Origin of the sequence: Micromonospora yangpuensis (assembly GCF_900091615.1) — a bacterium.
In the GTDB taxonomy this organism is placed as follows: domain Bacteria; phylum Actinomycetota; class Actinomycetes; order Mycobacteriales; family Micromonosporaceae; genus Micromonospora; species Micromonospora yangpuensis.
On record NZ_FMIA01000002.1, the window covers coordinates 78,484 to 98,655 of the forward strand.

17 protein-coding genes are annotated in these 20,172 nt (G+C 70.9%); 9 read left to right on the forward strand and 8 right to left on the reverse strand.

Translation table 11 applies throughout. The annotated features are described in order from the left end of the window. Nucleotides 1-132: 132 nt before the first annotated feature. Nucleotides 133-3,171 carry a transglycosylase domain-containing protein gene (locus GA0070617_RS00505; protein ID WP_091432408.1) on the reverse strand — a complete coding sequence of 1,013 codons (3,039 nt, stop codon included), beginning with the start codon at nucleotides 3,169-3,171 and terminating at the stop codon, nucleotides 133-135. Nucleotides 3,172-3,365: 194 nt separating this feature from the next. Further along, a complete protein-coding gene (locus GA0070617_RS00510) occupies nucleotides 3,366-3,839 on the reverse strand; it encodes a DUF5318 domain-containing protein (RefSeq protein ID WP_091432411.1) in 474 nt (157 codons plus the stop codon). A 188-nt stretch (nucleotides 3,840-4,027) separates the two neighbouring features. Here GA0070617_RS00510 and GA0070617_RS00515 point away from each other — a divergent pair, with 188 nt between their 5' ends. Next, nucleotides 4,028-4,666, forward strand: coding sequence for a PadR family transcriptional regulator (locus GA0070617_RS00515; RefSeq protein ID WP_091432413.1), 639 nt, complete (start codon nucleotides 4,028-4,030; stop codon nucleotides 4,664-4,666). Between the two features lie 23 nt (nucleotides 4,667-4,689). After that, nucleotides 4,690-5,769, forward strand: a complete 1,080-nt coding sequence (locus GA0070617_RS00520) for an inositol-3-phosphate synthase (protein WP_091432416.1) — start codon at nucleotides 4,690-4,692, stop codon at nucleotides 5,767-5,769. 63 nt (nucleotides 5,770-5,832) lie between these two features. Here GA0070617_RS00520 and GA0070617_RS00525 read toward each other — a convergent pair whose 3' ends face one another. From GA0070617_RS00525 to GA0070617_RS30300, 3 genes are read right to left on the reverse strand one after another with little or no spacing between them, the layout of a single operon-like run. Next, nucleotides 5,833-6,219 (reverse strand): hypothetical protein, encoded by a 387-nt coding sequence (locus GA0070617_RS00525; RefSeq protein WP_091432419.1) that lies wholly within the window; start codon nucleotides 6,217-6,219, stop codon nucleotides 5,833-5,835. Further along, nucleotides 6,216-6,422, reverse strand: coding sequence for a ribbon-helix-helix protein, CopG family (locus GA0070617_RS00530; protein ID WP_091432422.1), 207 nt, complete (start codon nucleotides 6,420-6,422; stop codon nucleotides 6,216-6,218). Before GA0070617_RS00530 ends, GA0070617_RS00525 begins: the two co-directional genes overlap by 4 nt. Nucleotides 6,423-6,469: 47 nt before the next feature. Continuing rightward, nucleotides 6,470-6,817 carry a hypothetical protein gene (locus GA0070617_RS30300; RefSeq protein WP_175440395.1) on the reverse strand — a complete coding sequence of 116 codons (348 nt, stop codon included), beginning with the start codon at nucleotides 6,815-6,817 and terminating at the stop codon, nucleotides 6,470-6,472. Between the two features lie 794 nt (nucleotides 6,818-7,611). On the opposite strand from GA0070617_RS30300, the gene GA0070617_RS00545 reads away from it, so the two are divergent. Beyond that, on the forward strand, nucleotides 7,612-7,830 hold the full coding sequence (locus GA0070617_RS00545) for a DUF397 domain-containing protein (protein ID WP_244891673.1): 219 nt from the start codon (nucleotides 7,612-7,614) through the stop codon (nucleotides 7,828-7,830). A gap of 125 nt (nucleotides 7,831-7,955) precedes the next feature. On the opposite strand, the gene GA0070617_RS00550 is transcribed toward GA0070617_RS00545, so the two are convergent. From GA0070617_RS00550 to GA0070617_RS00560, 3 genes are all read right to left on the reverse strand, one after another. Beyond that, nucleotides 7,956-8,435 (reverse strand): methylated-DNA--[protein]-cysteine S-methyltransferase, encoded by a 480-nt coding sequence (locus GA0070617_RS00550; RefSeq protein WP_091432435.1) that lies wholly within the window; start codon nucleotides 8,433-8,435, stop codon nucleotides 7,956-7,958. A gap of 396 nt (nucleotides 8,436-8,831) precedes the next feature. Then, nucleotides 8,832-10,859 (reverse strand): S8 family serine peptidase, encoded by a 2,028-nt coding sequence (locus GA0070617_RS00555; protein WP_229688275.1) that lies wholly within the window; start codon nucleotides 10,857-10,859, stop codon nucleotides 8,832-8,834. 226 nt (nucleotides 10,860-11,085) lie between these two features. Beyond that, nucleotides 11,086-12,546, reverse strand: coding sequence for a CCA tRNA nucleotidyltransferase (locus tag GA0070617_RS00560; protein WP_091432439.1), 1,461 nt, complete (start codon nucleotides 12,544-12,546; stop codon nucleotides 11,086-11,088). Between the two features lie 126 nt (nucleotides 12,547-12,672). Between GA0070617_RS00560 and murJ the strand changes: the two genes are divergently transcribed. From murJ to trxA, 6 genes are all read left to right on the forward strand, one after another. After that, nucleotides 12,673-14,415: a murein biosynthesis integral membrane protein MurJ gene (gene murJ / locus GA0070617_RS00565; RefSeq protein ID WP_091432442.1), complete on the forward strand. Its 1,743-nt coding sequence runs from the start codon at nucleotides 12,673-12,675 to the stop codon at nucleotides 14,413-14,415. A gap of 451 nt (nucleotides 14,416-14,866) precedes the next feature. Next, nucleotides 14,867-16,480, forward strand: a complete 1,614-nt coding sequence (locus GA0070617_RS00570) for a protein kinase family protein (protein ID WP_091432445.1) — start codon at nucleotides 14,867-14,869, stop codon at nucleotides 16,478-16,480. Between the two features lie 40 nt (nucleotides 16,481-16,520). Next, nucleotides 16,521-17,384: an RNA polymerase sigma factor SigM gene (sigM, locus tag GA0070617_RS00575; RefSeq protein WP_091445685.1), complete on the forward strand. Its 864-nt coding sequence runs from the start codon at nucleotides 16,521-16,523 to the stop codon at nucleotides 17,382-17,384. Then, nucleotides 17,381-18,475, forward strand: a complete 1,095-nt coding sequence (locus GA0070617_RS00580) for a hypothetical protein (RefSeq protein ID WP_091432448.1) — start codon at nucleotides 17,381-17,383, stop codon at nucleotides 18,473-18,475. The genes sigM and GA0070617_RS00580 overlap by 4 nt, the downstream gene beginning before the upstream one ends. A 197-nt stretch (nucleotides 18,476-18,672) precedes the next feature. Beyond that, the gene (gene trxB, locus GA0070617_RS00585; RefSeq protein ID WP_091432451.1) at nucleotides 18,673-19,623 is read left to right on the forward strand and encodes a thioredoxin-disulfide reductase; all 951 of its coding nucleotides are present in this window, start codon (nucleotides 18,673-18,675) and stop codon (nucleotides 19,621-19,623) included. 33 nt (nucleotides 19,624-19,656) lie between these two features. Further along, nucleotides 19,657-19,980 (forward strand): thioredoxin, encoded by a 324-nt coding sequence (gene trxA / locus GA0070617_RS00590; protein WP_091432453.1) that lies wholly within the window; start codon nucleotides 19,657-19,659, stop codon nucleotides 19,978-19,980. The last annotated feature ends 192 nt before the right edge of the window (nucleotides 19,981-20,172 follow it).

Here is a 20,172-nt window from a genome sequence, read left to right on the forward strand (position 1 = left end):
AATCTACGATGTGATGGCCGATGCTCGCCCTACCGTGCCGACGTCCTAATGCCGTCGGCGGCCGGACGATGACAGTCCGGCCGCCGACGGCGATCGATTGTTCGGTCCCGGGGTCAGCCCGGGACCCGGTGCTCAGTCCTCGTCTTCGTTCTGGTTGCCGGGTCTTGGATTGAACCCGCCGCCGTCCTGCCCCGGCCCGCCCGGGCCGTTGTTGCCACCACCGCCGAAGCCCGGACACAACGGATCGGTCTGCGGGTTACAGCCGGGGCCGCCCGGGCCGCCGTTGTTGCCACCCGGACCACCAGGAACGGTCGGTGGGGCCTCCGGCTCCGGCGCCGGAGGCGGAGGCGGCGGGGGCGCCTCGCCGTTGCCGGCCTCCTGGTCGCCCATCCCGGTGATGTCCGGCAGCGACTCCTTGTCCTGGCCCTTCAGTGCCTCGTCCATGTACTTCTTCCACAGCATCGACGGGATCGTGCCACCGCCGATGTTGTTGCCGTCCTTGTCGAGGATCTTCGGCTTCTCCGGGTCCCGGCTGCCGATCCAGACCGCCGTGGCCAACTGCGGGGTGTAGCCGACCATCCAGGCGTGCGCGTTCTCCGCCGAGCCGGCGTGTTCCCAGGTGCCGGTCTTGCCGGCGGCCTGCCGACCGTCGTCCAGCTTGCCGTTCTGGCTCTTGGCGGTAATCTCCTTGAGCACCGCGGTCACCTCGTCGGCGACGTCCTTGCGGACCCGCTGCTCCGGGTCGAGCTTCTCCCCGGTGCCGGCGACCTTCTCCATCTTGCCGGTGTCCTTGTTCTGCCGCTCCACCGACAGGACGAAGTGCGCCTTGTTGTACTTGCCGCCGTTGGCCAGCGTGGCCAGACCGTTGGCGTGGTCGAGCACGGTGACCGGGTACTGCCCGTACCCGACGACCCGGTCGAACTTGCTCGGGGCGAGGTCCTCGGGCTTGTTCTTCATCAGGTCGTACGGCTTGGGCGGGTCGGTGGTCCACATGGTGCTGACGCCGGACTGCCGGGCCAGGTTGACCACCTTGGCCGGACCGATCTTCTCGGTCAGGTGGAAGAACGGCACGTTGTACGACTGGACGGTGGAGACCTCCAGGGTGCAGTTCTTGCCACAGATGCCGGCCCCCCGGTTGGCGTTCTGCACCTCGTTCTTGAAGCCTTCCGGCTTGAACGGGGTGGCGTCCCAGCGGGACTTGACCGAGATGCCGGCGTCGATCGCCGCCGCCAGGGTGTAGACCTTGAACGACGAGCCCGGCGGATGACCACCGACCAGGTCGCCGTTCTGGTTGGTGTTCTTGCCGGCGTAGTCGAAGTCCGCCCCGCTGTCACCACCGTAGTAGGCGAGCACCCGGCCGTTGCGCGGGTCGATCGAGACCACCGCCGCCATCAGGTTCTTCGGCTGGCCGGCGAGGACCGAGCCCTTGCGGCCCGGCTGGGCGGCCTTCTCCAGGGCGTTCTGCATCTTGGCGTTGATGGTGGTTCGGATCCGGTACCCGCCGCCGCGCAACTCGTCGACGCAGTTCGGCTTGTTCTCGGCGCCGGAGTTGCTGCACACCCCCCACTGCTCCAGCTCCGCCCGGACGTAGTTGACCACGTTGCCCTTGGGCGTGTTGACGCCGAAGCCGTTGCCGTCCTTGGCCTGCTTGGCCACCTTCGGGTACTCGGTGGGGCGTTCCGGCTTGCCGGGGGCGCCGATCCAGCCCTCGGCCTGCATGCCGTCCAGGACGTAGGTCCACCGGCCCTGCGCGTCGGGCAGGTTGACCGCCGGGTCGTACCCCTTGTGGGTGGCGGTGGCCTGCGGCTGCTTGATCATCGCGGCGAGGACCGCGCCCTCGGCGACGGTCAGGTCCTTGGCCCGCTTGTTGAAGAAGGTGCCGGCCGCGGCCTCGATGCCGTACGCGCCGCGCCCGAAGTAGATCACGTTGAGGTAGTGCTGCATGATCTCGGGCTTGTCCATCTGGTCATTGAGCTTGGAGGCGAGGATCGCCTCCTTGACCTTCCGGGCGTACGTGTCGTCCTTGAGGCTCTCGAACGCGTTGCGGGCGTACTGCTGGGTGATCGTCGAGGCACCCTGCCGGTCGCCGTTGGAGAGGTTGTTCCAGGCGGCCCGGGCGATGCCCTTGTAGTCGACGCCGGAGTGCCGGTAGAAGTTCCGGTCCTCGGCGGCGGCCACCGCGTGCTGGACGTGCTCCGGGATGTCCTTGATGGTGACGATCGTGCGGTTCTCGTTGCCGAGCTTGGCCACGACCGTCTTGTTGTCGCTGGCGTAGACGGTGGTGCTCAGCGGCAGCGGCACCTCGTCGGGCAGCACCACGGTGGTCGAGTAGTAGGTGAAACCGACCACGCCGAGCCCGGCCAGCATGACGAAGACCGCGAAGCTGGCGATCAGCATGTTGATCCGTTTGCGCTTCTTGGCCCGCTTCACCGCGTCCGGGTCGCCGCTGCGACCCCGGCGACCGGGACCACCCGGCCCCCCTGGGCCACCGGGTCCGCCGGGACCACCGGGTCCGCCGGAGACCGGGGAGACGGCCGCGCGGGCCACCGAGGCCCGGCCGGCCGAGCCGACGGCCGCCCCGCCCACCGCCGCCGCACCGACGCTGGCCCGGCCGGAGCCGGCACCGACGCTGGCCCGACCGGGCGCGGCGGTACCCACACTCGCACGACCGGCCGATCCGGAGCCGGGGGCCGGGGAGACCGGCACCGAGGCCCGACCGGAGCGGCCAGGGGTCGCACCGCCCGGGTACCCGCCGCCTGCCGGGGAGACCGGCACCGAGGCCCGGCCCGGCCCGGCCCGGCCGACCGACGCGCTGCCCGTACCCCTGGACGCCGGCGGCTGGGCCGCCCCGTAGGAACCGGACTGGGCACCGCCGTAGGAGCCGGGCGGCGACGCCGCGCCGCGGGCACCGGGCGGCTGGGCCGCCCCGTAGGAACTCTGTGGCCCCTGGGCCGGCGGTGAGGCCGCCCCCCGGACCGGTGCGGAGCCGCCGACCGAGGCCCGGCCGCTGGAGGCGGCCCCCCGAGGGGTGGCCGAGGCCGAGGCCCGGCCGGTCGGAGCCGCGTCGTCCTGCGCAGGTGACCAACCGGTCCCCGGCGGCCGGTACGCGTCATCCGCACCCGGGATCTGCGCCCGCCCATGCGGGGAACTGGGATCGCCGTACGAGTTCATTCCTCACACCCTGCCGGTCGCGGTGGGGCGCGGGTACGCCGCCACCGGTTTGCCGTGAGTTGAAACACCCGTCAGCACGTCCGACTCGGGTCGGTACGACCGGGTTGTTTCGCTACTAACCGGATCAATTACGCACAAGAGCTGCCAGCCGTCCCGCTCGTACACGATGCCGGGACCGACCGAGTCAGCCAGTTTCACCGTTGCGCCTCTCGCCTTCGCCGGGGGGTCGAGCCGGTGCCCGCCCCCGGGGTCACGGCACCGCCCATCGCGTCCTGCCCCGGACCGCCCTCCGGGTCGTCGACGAGCCCGTCCCGCCCGAGCAGGTACTGCTCCACGAGGTGGTTCCAGTCACAGCCGAGGCACACCTCCACCACGAAGACCTGGAACTCACGCAACGTCATCGCCAGCGCGGGCAGCTCGTCCCGGGTGCGGGCCTGGCCGGCGGACTGCTTGAGCTCGTCGCCGTAAATGTAGTGGACGTGCGTGAGGTTCTCACTACGGCAGATCGGGCAGCGCTCCTCGGTGGACTCGCCGTGGAAACGCGCGGCGTTCTTCAGATACGGCGAGGCGTCACAGACGTCGTACGTGCCGACCCGCCCGGCGAGGAGCTCACGCAGCACCGCCCGCTTCTGGAGCGAGTAGTCGACCACCTGGCGAGACCCACGCATGCGGCAAAGGGTACGCGGTCCGGACCGACGAGGCGACCACGGTAACGATGCGTGAGCGTGACACGCCGAAATCCGGGGTTTGCCCTACCCACCGCGAGGGGCTACGGTACCGATGTATCGGCCCGATACATCGAGGCGGGCACCGATACCGGTGAACGTCCAGGGGTGTGGGTGGGAAGGGGAGGCGCGTGCTCGAGCTCGCCATCCTCGGCCTCCTCCAGGAAGCCCCGATGCACGGATACGAGCTGCGCAAGGAGCTCACCGCGAAGCTCGGCGCCATCCGGGCGGCGATCAGCTACGGCTCGCTCTACCCGACGCTGCGCCGGTTGCAGACGGCGGGTTGGATCACCGAAGCCGCCGAGACGCCCGCGACGGCAGACGAGGTCCCCGCGCTGACCAGCCGGCGCGGGCGGGTGGTCTACGAGATCACCGCGGAGGGCAAGGAACGCTTCGCCGAGCTGATCGGGCAGGCCGGCCCCGAGACGTACGACGACACCGGCTTCGGCGTGCACTTCGCGTTCTTCGCCCGCACCGACCAGGCGACCCGGCTCCGCATCCTGGAGGGCCGCCGCCGCAAGATCGAGGAACGTCGTGAAGGCCTTCGCGACGTGCTCGGTCGGGCTGCCGAGCGGCTCGACGCGTACACCCTGGAACTTCAACGCCACGGCCTGGATGCCTGTGAGCGTGAGGTCCGCTGGCTGGAGGAGCTCATCGCCAACGAGCGCTCCGGCCGCGCACCGGCAGCCCCCGACCCGGGGACCGCCGGTGTTCGACGAGATGATCCCAACCCGCCCCCGCCTGGCGAGTCCAGGACAGAGCGGCCGTGATGAAGAAGAAGGAGGCAGACGCTATGGGCTCCGTCCGCGTCGCCATCGTCGGTGTGGGTAACTGCGCCTCGTCCCTGGTCCAGGGCGTGGAGTACTACCGCGACGCCGACCCGAACGACCGCGTTCCGGGTCTCATGCACGTCACCTTCGGCGACTACCACGTCTCGGACGTGGAGTTCGTGGCGGCGTTCGACGTGGACGCCAAGAAGGTGGGCATGGACCTCGCGGAGGCGATCATCGCCAGCGAGAACAACACCATCAAGCTCTGCGACGTACCGCCGACCGGCGTCAGCGTGCAGCGCGGCCCGACCTTCGACGGTCTGGGCCAGTACTACCGGGAGATCGTCCAGGAGTCCGGCGCCGAGCCGGTCGACGTGGCGCAGGCGCTGCGCGACGCCCAGGTCGACGTGGTCGTCTCCTACCTGCCGGTCGGCTCCGAGCAGGCCGACAAGTTCTACGCCCAGGCCGCGATCGACGCCGGTTGCGCGTTCGTCAACGCCCTGCCGGTCTTCATCGCCTCCGACCCGGAGTGGGCGCAGAAGTTCACCGACGCCGGCCTGCCGATCGTCGGCGACGACATCAAGAGCCAGGTCGGCGCCACCATCGTGCACCGCGCCCTGGCGAAGCTCTTCGAGGACCGCGGCGTCGAGCTGCTGCGCACGTACCAGCTCAACTTCGGCGGCAACATGGACTTCATGAACATGCTGGAGCGCAACCGCCTGGTCTCGAAGAAGATCTCGAAGACCCAGTCGGTCACCTCGCAGATCCCGCACGAGATGAGCAAGAGCGACGTGCACATCGGCCCGTCGGACCACGTGCCGTGGCTCGACGACCGCAAGTGGGCGTACATCCGCCTGGAGGGCCGCTCCTTCGGTGACACCCCGCTCAACGCGGAGCTGAAGCTGGAGGTGTGGGACTCGCCGAACTCGGCAGGTGTCATCATCGACGCCGTCCGGGCCGCGAAGATCGCCCTGGACCGCAAGATCGGTGGCCCGATCCTCTCGGCCTCCTCCTACTTCATGAAGTCCCCCCCGGTGCAGTACGCCGACCACGAGGCGCACGCCGCCGTCGAGGGATTCATCACCGGCGAGGTCGAGCGCTGACCCGCTGAACACCAGCAGCACCGCCGAGGGCCGGGTCCGCGTGGACCCGGCCCTCGCCGTCGGTCACTCCGACATCTCCAGGTACGGCGACAGCCGTATGGCCAGTTCCTCAACCGAGTCGACCTCGCCACTGGTCAACGCATCGGTGAGGGCCATCCGGTCCTTGGCGGGCATGTTCAACAACATGTCGGCCCGTTCCAGGCAGACGTCCAGCGCCGTCCAGGCAAGGCTGGCGTTCCACAGGTCGAGCGGACGCCAGACCATGATCCCGTGCAGGAGGGCTGCTACCTGGTTCAACAGCTCGGGGTAGACCCGGCCGTCCAACAGACGTGCGTGAGGACGGGCGGCAGCGGCGACGAGGATCCCCCCGTCCCGCACCACGGTTCGTGAGGCCGTGCAACTGGAGAGCAGGAGCAGCAGGTCTTCGGCGTCGGGCCAGGCTCGCGTCACCGGTCCCCCAACATCTCGTAGAACTCTGCGTTCCGCTCACGAACCCGCCTAGCGGCCTGGCGGGTCCACTCGTTGCGCGCCTGGCGGTCGAGGTACTCCTGGATGGCCAGCTCGACGGTCTTGTGCATCGAGCGATGCTCAGCCTCGGCCAGCTCACGGAGCCGCTGTTCGATTTCGGGCTTGAGCGTCAGGGTGAAGGCCATACCACTTTTGTATAGCTCTTCAGGGGGCGCGTCAACCACGCTTGGCACTACCTCTTCCTCCTTGTTGATTGATCATGAGCCGCCCGGGTGTTGATCCGAGCACGGCCGCCGGCAGGCCGCATACCGACCAACGGCAGGGCAGCGAGGCCGGACGCGGAGACATGAGAACCAGATGTGTTACCGCCGCCCCGCCCGTCGAGCTGGTACACGTCCAGCCAGCACCAACCGTCGTAGGTGACCAGGTCGTCGCGGACCCGGATCACCCGAGCCAGGAACGGCCGACTGGCAAACTGGATGCCGGCCACCCGGGTCACCTGCACCACCTCGCCGGCCCTCACCACCCGTACCGCCGCCAGGCCCGGATCCGGGCCCGCGCCACCTCGACCGCCGGGCACCAGCCGACGCAACAGGCCTGACACCTGTGGTGCCGGTGGAATTCGAGCACCCGCCAGGCGGAGCGGACCAGACCGGGAAGCCGCCGCCCGGTCACCACCGCGACCTGGCCGCCCGGCCGACGGGATCGCCGCCGGGCACCCGCCCCGACTCGCGCGCCGGCCGCGGCTCGCGCACCCGCCCCGGCTCGCGCGCCCGCCGCGGCTCGCGCGCCGGCCGCCAGCGAAGCAGGGCCACCAGGCGAGACGCCGGCACCGCCCCGGGCAGCACCGGCAGCCCCAGCTCGACAAGCCGGTCGGCCGCCGCGTTGGCCGGCCGGCACGGCCCCGGCACGCGGGCAGATCCGGCACGAGCCACCCCGGTCGGGTACGTGCGCGGCGATGATCTCGTGTGCGGCACGGCTCTCCAACCGCGCCCGACTCTCGTGCAGCCCCATCGACGGCGTACCCCTCGCAGGATGGGGCGGACGCGCGGCCCGGCACCGCCGCGAGGGGGATTCGCGGCGGGGACCACGCGCCCGCCCGGCTCGACGCCCGGGTGCGCTGTCGGGTCCGCGCACCCAGGCCCACAACCGAGGGGGTACGCACCACGCACGCGCGCCGGTGCCCGCTCCTGACGGGTACGGCGTGGTAGACAGTCGGGGAGTCGTTCCCCGGGACGCCGTCCAGCGTGATGTGTCTCCCGTTCGGCTCGTTGCCGGACCGGGGTGGGCAATGCCGCCAAGCCGACCCACCCCGGTCCGCCCTACCTCGACCACTGATCACCTTCGGTAACCACAGCCACACGCAGCCAGATGGTGCCGAACGAACATACGTTCACGCTTCGCGCGCAATGGCTCGGCGTCAGCACCCGCAGCGGCAACGGCAGCGCCAACTGCGTCGAAGCCGGGCCGGTGCTCGACGGCAGCGGCCGGTTCGCCGTACGCGACAGCAAGGACCGCACCGGCCCCACCCTGCTCTTCCCCGCAGCCGACTGGACCACCTTCCTCAGCAGCCTCCCTTCCCCACCTGCCTAGCCAGCGGTTGCCGATCCACCAGGCAACGGGCCGGGGCGGGGCGGGGCGGGGCGGGAAAGCCCTTCCGGCGTGAGAAGGGTGCCCTTCTATACCGAAAGCGTTAACAGGGGGCCCTTTCTTACCCGTCAGGACCAGGCGCGGCGGAGGGCGACGCCGGCTTCGAGTTCCAGGAGCTTCACCTTGCGGGGTAGGCCGCCACCGAAGCCGACCAGCTTCCCGCCCGCACCGACGATCCGGTGGCAGGGGACGATCACCGGCACCGGATTGCGGTTGCAGGCGACCCCGACCGCCCGCGCGGCCCCCGGATCGCCGAGGGCCCTGGCCACCTGGCCGTAGGTAAGCGTCTCCCCGTACGGAATCAGGGTCATCTCTCGCCAGACCGCCCGCTCGAACTCCGAGCCCCGGCGCAGCACCACCGGCACGGTGAACTCGGTCAGCTCTCCCGCGAAGTACGCCCGCAGCTCACCGACCGCCTGCCGATCCAGCTCGGCATCGGGGGCCTCCACCGCCGAGGGCACCCGGCCGAAGTGCGCTCCGCACACCCCGCCGGAGTCGGTAGCCACCGAGAACTCACCGATCGGTGAGTCGACCACGATCCAGCGCATGCGCCCATAGTTCCCGGTCCCGCCGGCACAGCTGCAGGCAGTCCCATCACGGCGGCCTTACGGGGCCTGACGAATCTCCTCGCCAACCTCGGCGCGTCGCAGAACGTCGTGCCGACGCCGGTCACCGAGAACGCACCGATCGAAAAGTCGAGCACGATCCGACGCGCCCCAGCATCTTCCCCGACCACCGCCACCAACGGTTATGGGGAGATCTGTGGCTGCCATAGCAACCACAGATCTCCCCAAAGGCCCGGTTGGCGCGAATGCCACGCGCATCGGTCCCGGAAAGATCGACTACTTCCGGGCTGAGCCACTCAGTCCCGCTGGCGGGCCTGTCCCCGCGTAAGAAGGGGCCCCTTCTATACCGGAAGCGTTAACAAGGGACCCTTCCTTACATCAGGCGGCGGAGAAGTAGAACTTTTCGCCGTTGCCGAGGCCCAGGGTCTCGCTTTCCCAGTTGATGTTGCGGCTGGAGATGAGCTGGCTGGTGCCGGCGCTGCCGGCGGTGACGGCCTGCACATCGATGTAGGCCCGCACGTAGACGGTGCCGTCCGGGTTGTAGTCCAGGAAGTCGAAGACCTGCCAGTCACCGATGGAGGTGCTCCGGGCCACCAGCGGCTTGCTGCCGGCGCTCTCCGCGGTGACGTACTTGCCGTTGGAGAGGGCCTTCAGGGCGAAGTAGCCGCCGTCGAGGTTGACCACCTCGAACTTCTCCCAGGTGCTCACGCTGGTCTTGCTGGGGACCAGCGGGGACTTGCCGGCACTGGGCGTGGTGACGAACTTGTTGCTGGCGCGGGACTTGATGCTGACCACCGGCGCCGGGGCGTCGAGGTCGAACTTCTCCCAGGTGCTGATGCTGGTCTTGCTGGCGATCAGCGGGGACTTGCCGGCGCTGGGCGTGGTCACGTACTTGCCGTTGACCGTGGCCTTGAGGCTGACCGTACCGTCGGTGTTGTGGACGAGCTGGAACTTCTCCCAGCCGCCGATCGCCGACGCCTTGGCCAGCAGCGGGCCGGTGCCCTTGCTCTGTGCGGTGACGAACTTGCCGTTGGCCTTGGCGCGCAGGCCCACCAGCCCACCGCCGGCGTCGACGATGTCGTACTTCTCCCAGCCGCCGAGCACGCCGGCCTTGGCCAGCAGGGGCTGGGTGCCCTTGCTCTGCGCGGTCACGTAGGCCCCGTTGGAGCGGGCCTTCAGGCCGAAGGAGCTGCGGGCCACCGAGTTCTTGCCGACCCGCAGCATCCGGTCGATCGAACCGTAGCTGTCGTGCACGGCGCCGGCCGACCCGTTGGTGACGATCGCATCCCGGACCTGCTTCGGGGTGAGGGCCTTGTTCGCCTGCAGCAGCAGGGCCGCGGCCCCGGCCACGTGCGGCGACGCCATCGAGGTGCCGTTGAAGGCGATGCTGCCGCTGCTGGTGCCGGCCTTGGCCGAGACGATGCTCGCCCCGGGGGCGAAGATGTCCAGGCAGCTGCCGTAGTTGGAGAACCAGGCCCGGTAGTCGATCCGGTCGGTGGCTCCCACGGTGATGGCCGCCGGAACGGCCGCCGGGGAGACCTCGCAGGCGTTCTGCATGCTGTTGCCGGCCGCGACGGCGTAGGTCAGGCCACTTGAGATGGACCGGTTGACCGCGTCGTCGACGGCCATGTTGATGCCGCCGAAGCCGAGGCTCATGTTGACCACGGCCGGCTTGGCCGCGTTGGCGGTCACCCAGTCGACGGCAGCGAGGATCTGCTCGCTGGAGCCGCTGCCGTAGCAGTCCAGCACCCGGACGGCGACCAGGTCGACCTCCTTGGCCACCCCGTACTTCGTGCCGCCGACGGTGCCGGCGACGTGGGTGCCGTGCCCGTCGCAGTCCTCGGCGATCGGGTCGTCGTCGACGAAGTCCCAGCCGTTGACGGCCCGACCACCGAAGTCGGCGTGCTTGACGTCGATACCGGTGTCGATGACGTACGCGGTGACGCCCTTGCCGGTGGCCGAGTAGGAGTAGGAGTTGTTCAGCTTCGGGGTCACCTGGTCGATCCGGTCCAGCCCCCAGGAGGGCGGGCTGGGCTGGCTGGCCGAGGCGGTGGCCCGCTGGACCTGCTCGACGTAGGCCACGGCCGGGTCGGCCGCGACCTGCTGGGCCTGCCGCCGGGTCATGGCGGCGGAGTAGCCGTTCAGGGCCTTGGTGTAGACCTTGCGGACCTTGCCGCCGTTGGCCCTGGTCAGGGCCGAGGCGGTGGAGCGGACCGTGGTGGCACTCGCCTTGCCCTTGAGCACGACGATGTACCGGTCCGGCACGGCACCCGGGTGTTCGGTGCCGCGCACGGGTGCCCGCTGACTGTCGCCCGGGGCCGCCAGCGCGGCGGATCCGGTGACGGCGCAGGCGACGGAGGTAGCGCAGACGAGGGCGAGCCCGGCCGCCGCAGAGCGGCCTATCACGCCACGACGTATCACTGTGTGAACTCCCCGTTGGGTCGTCGGCGTCCATCCTGGCCGCCGAGGAGCGAATGGCCCGGCCGGGCGAAGACTCGCGAGGGGGCCGGGTTGATCCTGCACCATCATGGATGGTGGTCAACGGATTTCGGCTCAGCCGAACGGTCGATACGCCAGCGTTTCGTCGTCACATTCACGACACCGCCGGGAAGGACGGTCCACACCGGACCGGTCAGTCGAGGATGCCCTGCTCGCGGGCCCAGCGCAGCAGCTCCGCCTCGGCCGCGTCGCGGTCCAGCGGGCCGTGTTCCAGGCGCTGTTCCTTCAGGTGCTTCCAGGCCCGTCCGACCATCGGCCCCGGCGGTACGCCGAGCAGCGCCATGATGTCGTTGCCGTCCAGGTCGGGGCGGACCCGGGCGAGGTCCTCCTCGGCGGCGATCCGGGCGATCCGCTCCTCCAGCGCGTCGTAGTCGCCGGCCAGTTGGGCGGCCTTGCGCCGGTTGCGGGTGGTGCAGTCCGAGCGGGTCAGCTTGTGCAGCCGGGTCAGCAGGTCACCGGCGTCGGTGACGTACCGGCGCACCGCCGAGTCGGTCCACTCGCCCCGGCCGTACCCGTAGAAGCGCAGGTGCAGGCCGACCAGCTTGACCACCTGGCTGGTGACGTCCTTGGGGTAGCGCAACGCCTTCATCCGGGCCTTGGTCAGCCGGGCCCCCACCACCTCGTGGTGGTGGAAGCTGACCCGGCCGTCCGGGCCGACCGCCTTGGTCGCCGGCTTGCCCACGTCGTGCATGAGCGCGGCCATCCGCAGCACGAAGTCGGGCCCGTCGGACTCCATCGAGATCGCGTTGCCGACCACGGTCAGGGTGTGCTCGTAGACGTCCTTGTGCTGGGCGTGCTCGTCGATCTCCAGCTTGAGCCCGGTCAGCTCGGGCAGGAAACGCTCGGCCAGGCCGGTGTCGACAAGCAGCCGCAGCCCGGTGATCGGGTCCGCGCCGCAGAGCAGCTTGGTGAACTCGTCGCGGATCCGCTCGGCGGTGATCCGGTCCAGGTCGGCGGCCATCCGGGTCATCGCCGTCCGGACGTCGGGGTGCACCGCGAAGCGCAGCTGGGCGGCGAACCGCGCCGCCCGCAGCATCCGCAGCGGGTCGTCGCCGAAGGACTCCCGCGGCGTTCCGGGGGTACGGACGAGCTTGGCGGCCAGGTCGTCCAACCCGCCGTACGGGTCGGTGAACCGGTGCTCGGGCAGGCTCACCGCCATCGCGTTGACGGTGAAGTCCCGCCGCCGCAGGTCGTCGGCGAGGCTCGTGCCGTACTCGACCACCGGGTTCCGGCTGACCTGGTCGTACGCCTCGGCCCGGAAGGTGGTGATCTCCAGTCGCAGCCCGTCGCGCTGGGCCCCGATGGTGCCGAACTCCCGACCGGTCTCCCAGATCGCCTCGGCCCAGCCCTTGATGATCCGCAGCGTCTGGTCGGGGTGCGCGTCGGTGCAGAAGTCCAGGTCGTCGCCGAGCCGGCCGAGCAGCGCGTCCCGGACCGAACCGCCCACCAGGTGCAGCTCATGACCGGCCCGCGCGAACCGGCGGCCCAGCTCGTCGGCGACCGGGGAGACCCGGAGCAGTTCGGCGACGGCGTTGCGCTGCGCGGCGGTGAGATCGCGACGGTCGGTGACGGGGGGTACGGAGGCCTCGGACATGGGATCGCCAGACTATCGGGCGGCCGACCGCGGATATCCGCCGGGCGCGGGTAACCGCTACCGATTGACTAAGGTCTTGGGCGTGCGGGCCGGGACCCGGGCCGTGGAGAACCTGGGAGGCGACAGATGAGCGGCGGGCTCTACCGCAGCGCGAACTCCGCGCAGGGTGGCTGGCCGCCGCCGGACGACGGCGCGACCTTCATCTCCGCCGAGCCGTTGAACCAGCCCGGGGTGGAGGCGACCGCGCCGCCGCCGGAGGTGGTCGCCGAGACCAGCGCCGCCGCCAACAGCGCGGTGATGGCGCTGGGCAGCCTGGTCAGCCGGGGTACCGGCTTCATCCGGAACCTGATGATCGGCGCCGCGCTGGGCAACCTGGTAGGCAACGTCTACACCACGTCGATCTTCCTGCCCAACCAGGTGTACGAGTTCCTCCTCGGTGGCGTACTGACCAGCGTGCTGATCCCGGTGCTGGTCCGGCGCAGCAAGTCCGACCCGGACCGGGGCGAGGCGTACGCCCAGCGGCTGCTCACCCTGGCGGTGCTCGCCCTGGCCAGCGCGGTCCTCATCGCGGTCCTCGCGGCACCGGTGCTGACCAGCCTGTACGCCGGCGGCAAGGACCAGGACTACACCGGCCTGGTCACCAAGCTGTCGTACCTGATGTTGCCGATGTTGTTCTTCACCGGGTTGAGCGCGCTGATCGCCGCGGTGCTGAACACCCGGGGGCACTTCGCCGCGCCGATGTGGGCGCCGATCCTCAACAACCTGGTGGTCATCGGGGTCTTCGGCCTCTACATCGTGGTCTACGGCGCGCAGGCGCAGAGCCCCGGTGACCTGGGCTGGGGGCAGATCCTGCTGGTCGGCGGCGGCACCCTGTTCGGGGTGGCGGTGCAGGCGATGGGCCTGTTGCCGGCGCTGCGCAAGGTCGGCTTCCGGTGGAAGGCCCGGTTCGACTTCCGTCAGCTGGGCCTCGCCGAGCTGGCCAAGCTCGGCGCGTGGATGTTCTGCTACGTCGCGGTCAACCAGCTCGGCCTCTTCGTGGTGGTCAACCTGCTCACCCGGGCCGCCGACGAGGACAGCGCCGGTCTGCTGATCTACAACAACGTCTTCCTGCTGATGATGATGGCGCACGGCATCATCGCCGTGTCGATCATCACCGCGCTGATGCCCCGGATGAGCGCCGCCGCCGCCGACGGCCGTTTCCACGACCTCACCGCCGACCTGTCCCGGGGTACCCGGATGGTCACCGCGGTGCTCGCCCCGATCGCGGTCTGTTACGCGGTGCTGGCCGCGCCGATCTCGGTGGTGGTCTTCCGGTACGGCGCGTTCACCGGCGACAACGCGGTGGCCACCTCGACCGTGCTGCTGGTGGCGGCGGTCGGGCTGGTCCCCTTCGCGATCAGCCAGCTCTTCACCTTCGCCTTCTACGCCCTGCCGGACACCCGGACCCCGGCGCTGGTGAACATCCCGGTGGTGGTGCTGCGGGTGCTGCTGCAGGTCGGGCTCTTCGTGGCCTTCTCGGCCACCTTCGCGGCGGCCGGCATGATGCTCGGCAACGCGGTGTCGTACGTGGCGGCGGCGGTGCTCTCCGCGATGCTGCTGCGCCCCCGGGTGGGCCGGATCGGGCTCGGCGACATCATGCGAACCATGGGCAAGGTGGTCGTCGCCGCCGTCGGCGCGGCCCTGGTCGGTCTGCTGGTGGTCAGCCTGCTCCCCGGTGACCGGGCGGAGCTGAGCTGGCTGGCGGCGGCGGCGCAGCTCGCGATCGGCGGCGCGGTGATCGGCGGGACGTACCTCGGTCTGGCGATGCTGCTGCGGATCGGGGAGATCACCGAGGTGGTCGGCATGGTCCGCCGGAAGCTCGGTCGCTGAGTCCGCCGTCGGTGCCGGCGGTGACACGCCCAGGTGCGAAACTTTCCTCCGGTACGGAAAGTGAGCAACGATCACCAGCCTGGGGATGAGCCTGTGGATAACTCCGCGATTCGCGGGTGAACCACCCTTTCAGCCTGTGGATAACTAACCGTAAGGTTGAGCATGGGGGGACCGTCGGTGGGAATCTGGAGGACGTCGCCGGGGCAGCCCCTGCGTCGACTCCCCGCCGGGAACCTCTAGATTGGTTGGTACATGTGCCAGCAACGCGGCTGACATCGGCCGTAACCGGACGAGATCCCCAGCTTCCGACACCCTGCCGGGTACGGCCGAAAGATGACATGTCGGAGGGCCGACCAACCCGGGTAAGGTCGCTCTCGACGGATACGGCACACCCCGGCGCTCCGCGTCGACCCGGTCGGCCGGTTCCATCGAAGGCAGAGCGGAAAGCCACATGCCCAGCAGCGCGGGTCCATCGATCGACACGATCACCGAGGGAGGACGGGTGACCCAGGTCGGCGAGGGTCAGGATACGGCGGAGAGCGCACCGCCGGTCGCCACCTTCGGTGCTCCCACAGCCGGTGAGATTCTCGCCGAGCGGTACGAGCTGGTCGAGCACATCAACAACGACAGTGCGGGCCGGCTGGTCTGGCGCGGGGTCGACGTCATCCTGCGCCGGCCGGTCGCGGTCGTGCTGCGCTACCCCGGCGGCGACTCGGCCACCGAGATGCTGCAGGCCGCCGTCGCCGCCAGCCGGGTCATCCACCCCAACCTGGTAGGCGTCTACGACGCCATCGACGAGGCCGACCGGGCGTACGTGGTCCGCGAGTGGGTGGACGGCCAGTCGCTGCGGGAGCTGGTGGCCCACGGGCCGCTGGACCCGGCGCGGGCCACCGCCATCGGCAACGCCGTGGCCAGTGCGATGGCCGCGGTGCACGCCACCGGCATGGTGCACGGCAACGTGCACCCCGGCACCGTCATGATCAGCGATGACGGCCGGGTGGTGCTGGCGGACGCGCGCACCGACGGCGGGGACAGCCAGGAGAACGACATCCGGGCCATCGGCGGGGTGCTCTACTTCGCCCTGACCGGCCACTGGCCGCACGCCGAGGTTCCGCTGCGGGGTGCCACCGCCGGGCACGGCCGGGCCGCCATCGGCGACGCGGTGCGCGACGCCAGCGGCACGCTCGCCGCGCCACGGCAGGTCCGGGCCGGCGTGCCGGCGTACCTCGACGACCTGACCATGGACCTGCTCGACCCGGCGATCGAGCCGCCCTCGTCGGACGTGCTCGCCGCCGAACTGGCCCGTCTGGACATCCCCGGCGAGGAGCAGTTCCTGGAGCCGACCGGGCCGCTGCGCTTCGCCGCCGACACCGGCGAGGAGCCCTCACCGCTGGCCGCCGCCGGTGGCCGCAAGGTCGCCGTCGGCATCGCCGGCGTGCTCACCGTCGCCCTGGTGGCGATCCTCGTCGGCATCAGCGTCTGGGGCGGTGACGAGCAGCAGGACCCGGAGAACACCCCGGCGGCCCTGCCCTCGGCAAGCGCCCCGGTGGCCGAGGACACCACCCCGCCGGCGGCCCAGGTCCGCAAGCTCGACATCGCCGGCGCCCGGGTCATCGACCCGGACAGCCGGGACCGGCTCGGGCTCGACGGCGTCGAGAAGGCGTACGACGGCGACCAGGACGAGGGCTGGGCCACCCAGACCTATCGCGGGGCACCGAACTTCGGCGGCTACAAGCGCGGCATGGGTGTCTGGATCGACCTCGGCACCGAGCGCACCGTCAAGTCGGTCCAGGTCAACCTCTCCGCCGTCGGCGTCTCCGCCCAACTGCTCTCCGGCACGATCGACGCGCCGTCGACGAACGCCGGCGACGACCGGATCATCAAGGAGTACGCCAAGGCCCCGATCGGGCAGCCGTTCGAGGACCACGACGGCACCACGATGACCTTCAACGGCTTCGACGCCGACGCCAAGTACCGCTACCTGCTGTTCTGGATCACCGAGCTGCCCCCCACCGACGGCGGCTTCAAGGTCGGCGTCCAGGAGATCACGGTCCAGGGGTCGTGACCGGGGCGGGACGCGGCTCCGACGTACCCCGGGTGTGACGATGGCCGGCGGCGAGCGGACCTCCGGGCCGGCGACGAACGTCACCGGCCCGGTGACCACCGGCCCGCCACCGGTCCAGGCCCCGGCGGTACCGGAGGTCTCCGACCTCGACCTGCTGCACGCCCACGTCGCCGGCGACCGGCACGCCTTCACCGAGCTGTTCCAGCGGCACCGTGACCGGCTCTGGGCGGTGGCGGTGCGTACCGCCGGTGACCGGGAGGAGGCCGCCGACGCGTTGCAGGACGCGATGCTGTCGGCCCACCGCGCGGCGGCCGGGTTCCGGGGCGACTCGGCCGTGACGACCTGGCTGCACCGGATCGTGGTGAACGCCTGCCTGGACCGGATCCGGCGCCGCAAGGCCCATCCCACGGTGCCGCTGCCGGACGGGTTCCGTCCGGACGAGGACGGCCGGGTTACCGGCGGCGTCGAGCCGGTCGCTCCCGCGCCGGACCACGACACCGCGTTGGTGGTCCGCCAGGCGCTGGCCGAGTTGCCGGTGGAGCAACGCGCCGCGCTCGTCCTGGTCGACGTGCAGGGCTACCCGGTCGCCGAGGTGGCCCGGATCCTCGGCGTGGCCGAGGGCACGGTCAAGAGCCGGTGTGCCCGGGGGCGGGCCCGGCTGGCGGTACGGCTCGGACACCTGCGACCCACCTCGGGCGGCGCCCGCCAGACCGCGGAGAGCGCCCGCCAGACCGCGGAGAGCGCCCGTGAGACGGCAGGCAGCGGCCGCCCCACCTCGGGCAGTGGTGCCACCACTGGCCCGGTCGGCGTGCCACCGGTCACGCCAGGGAACCGTCGAGCCGTGGACGGCGTCGGATCGGCGTCGGGGCGTTCCCGACGCGACCCCATGCGGGAGGAATCGTGACGGCCGGGGAGTTCCGGGAGGTCGACCTCGACCTGCTCGCCGACTACCTCGGCGGCGCGCTGGACGGCACCCCGGACGAGTCCGTCGTCGCCCGGCTGGTCGCCGAGGACCCGGCCTGGGGTGCCACGTATCAGCGGCTCTCCGCCGCCCTGCCCGCGGTCCAGGCCGACCTGGTCGACTGGAGTGCGTCCACCCCGGCGCTGCCGGCAGCGGTAGCCGACCGGATCACCGCCGCGCTCGCCGCCCAGCCGCCGTTGAGCGCCGAGCCGCGACCGACCGTTCAGGAGCCGCTCACCGCCGGGGAACCGCTCACCGTCGAGGAGCCCGTCGCCGCCCAGCCGCCGCTCGGTGCTGCCGCTGCCGCAGGGCCACTCGCCGGGGTGGGTGAGCGGCGACGGCAGCCGCCCGCTCCCCGGTCGGCGGACGGCTCCGGCGGCTCCGGCGGCTTGAGTGGTCCGGGCGGCCCAGGTAGCTCGGGCGGCTCGACCGGGCCCGGTCGACGACGGCGGCGGTGGGCCCGGATCGCCGGTCCGGTCGCGGTCGCCGCGGCGTCGCTCGCGGTCGTCGGCCTCGGTGTCGACCGGTGGGTCACCGGTGGTGACGACCGGGCGGCGGACACGGCGCTGAGCGAGACCGCCCCGGAGGCGGCCGGGCCGATGGCCGCGATGCCCTTCACCCTCACCGCCGTACCCGGGTTGAGCAGCGGTGTCGACCACACGGCCGAGACGCTGGCGGCCGGTGGCCTGGCCCCGGCCGTACCCCGGCAGTTCGGCACCCACGCGGACGGGCCCGCACGCGGCACGGACGGCCCGGACCGGGCCACCGAAGAGCAGCGACGGCAGGTCCCGGCCGCCCTGGCCCGGCTCACCGACCGGCCGGCGTTGGACGCCTGCCTGGCCGGGATCGCCGGCGCACACGGCAGCTCGCCGATCGTCGTCCAGGTGCTCGACTACGCCACCTTCGAGCGGCAGCCGGCGCTGGTCGTGGAGTTCGTCGACGCCCGGGGTGCCCGGTGGGCCTGGGCCAGCGGCCCGCGCTGCGGCCTCGACGGCTCCGGCGCGGACACCCGCTACCAGGCACGGGTAGGGTGAGGTCGCGGTCATCGGTGCGGGCGACGGTGACCGCACACGTGACGGAACCCACCGGCTGACCGGTTCGGGAATTCCCGGTTCGTGCGATGACGTTCTGCAAGTCAGCGCCGGCGCCGCTGAACCCGTCGGCACCCGGATCGCCATCGTCCCGGCGGCAGGTCGGAACGGACGGCGACAACACACATCAGGAGACGGCAGTGGAAGAGGTCCGAAACCTCATCATCATCGGCTCCGGGCCAGCCGGTTACACGGCGGCGGTCTACGCCGCCCGCGCCAACCTCAATCCTCTGGTCATCGAGGGCTCGCAGTCCGGCGGCGCGCTGATGACCACCACCGAGGTGGAGAACTTCCCCGGCTTCGCCGACGGCATCCTCGGCCCCGAGCTGATGGACAACATGCGCAAGCAGGCCGAGCGGTTCGGTGCGGAGTTCCTCACCGACGACGTGACCCGGGTCGAGCTGGTCGACACCGGCACCCCGGGCTCCGACGCGGCCAGCACGGTCTGGGTGGGCGAGAGCACGTACCGGGCCCGCGCTGTCATCCTCACCACCGGTTCCGCCTGGCGGCCCCTCGGCGTGCCGGGCGAGCAGGAGTACCTCGGCCACGGCGTGTCGTCCTGTGCCACCTGTGACGGCTTCTTCTTCCGCAACCAGAACATCATCGTCGTCGGTGGTGGTGACTCGGCGATGGAGGAGGCCAGCTTCCTGACCCGGTTCGCCGAGTCGGTCACCATCGTGCACCGGCGTGACTCGTTCCGGGCCAGCAAGATCATGGCCGAGCGGGCGTTGAGCAACGAGAAGATCAAGGTGGAGTGGAACTCGGTGGTCGAGGAGATCCTCGGCGCCGACGGCAAGGTGACCGGGGCCCGCATCCGCAACGCGCACACCGGCGAGAGCAAGGTGCTGGACGTGACGGGGGTCTTCGTGGCCATCGGCCACGACCCGCGCAGCGAACTCTTCCGTGGTCAGGTGGAGCTCGACGACGAGGGGTACGTGAAGGTCGACGCCCCCGGCACCCGCACCAACGTGCCAGGCGTCTTCGCCGCCGGTGACCTGGTCGACCACACCTACCGACAGGCGATCACCGCCGCCGGCACGGGCTGCGCCGCCGCCCTCGACGCCGAGCGCTTCATCGCCACCCTGAGCTGAGAGAAACCGAACACTTCCCGGAGGAGGGTCATAGTGGGAACGACCAAGGCGGTCACCGACGCCAGTTTCGCCAGTGACGTGCTGAAGTCCGACAAGCCGGTACTTGTGGACTTCTGGGCCGAGTGGTGCGGGCCGTGCCGGAAGGTCTCGCCGCTGCTGGAGGAGATCGCGGGCGAGATGGCCGACCAGGTCACCATCGTCAAGCTCAACATCGACGAGAACCCGGAGACCGCACGGGCCTACCGGGTGATGTCGGTGCCGACCCTCACCGTCTTCAAGGGCGGCGAGCCGGTCCAGTCGATCGCCGGGGCCAAGCCCAAGGGCGAACTGGTCAGGCTGATCCAGTCCGCGCTCTGACCCCACCTGCCACGAAGCCCGTCACCCTCCCGGGGTGACGGGCTTCGGTGCGTCCGGGCCCGGGTCCCGTCGGGCCACGCCGGCGGGCCGGGCGGGCCCGGTCCTGGTCACGGCAACCGACCGCGCGGCGTGAACAGCCACGGTACGCTCCGTAGGCGGCCGCAAAGAGGGGTGTCCTTCGTCGACCTACCG

Coding starts and splice junctions, on each gene's coding strand:
- GA0070617_RS00505 (WP_091432408.1), bottom strand. CDS start 3,171: ATGAACTCGTACGGCGATCCCAGTTCCCCGCATGGGCGGGCGCAGATC.
- GA0070617_RS00510 (WP_091432411.1), bottom strand. CDS start 3,839: ATGCGTGGGTCTCGCCAGGTGGTCGACTACTCGCTCCAGAAGCGGGCG.
- GA0070617_RS00520 (WP_091432416.1), top strand. CDS start 4,690: ATGGGCTCCGTCCGCGTCGCCATCGTCGGTGTGGGTAACTGCGCCTCG.
- GA0070617_RS00530 (WP_091432422.1), bottom strand. CDS start 6,422: ATGGCCTTCACCCTGACGCTCAAGCCCGAAATCGAACAGCGGCTCCGT.
- GA0070617_RS00550 (WP_091432435.1), bottom strand. CDS start 8,435: ATGCGCTGGATCGTGGTCGACTCACCGATCGGTGAGTTCTCGGTGGCT.
- GA0070617_RS00560 (WP_091432439.1), bottom strand. CDS start 12,546: ATGTCCGAGGCCTCCGTACCCCCCGTCACCGACCGTCGCGATCTCACC.
- murJ (WP_091432442.1), top strand. CDS start 12,673: ATGAGCGGCGGGCTCTACCGCAGCGCGAACTCCGCGCAGGGTGGCTGG.
- GA0070617_RS00570 (WP_091432445.1), top strand. CDS start 14,867: ATGCCCAGCAGCGCGGGTCCATCGATCGACACGATCACCGAGGGAGGA.
- sigM (WP_091445685.1), top strand. CDS start 16,521: ATGGCCGGCGGCGAGCGGACCTCCGGGCCGGCGACGAACGTCACCGGC.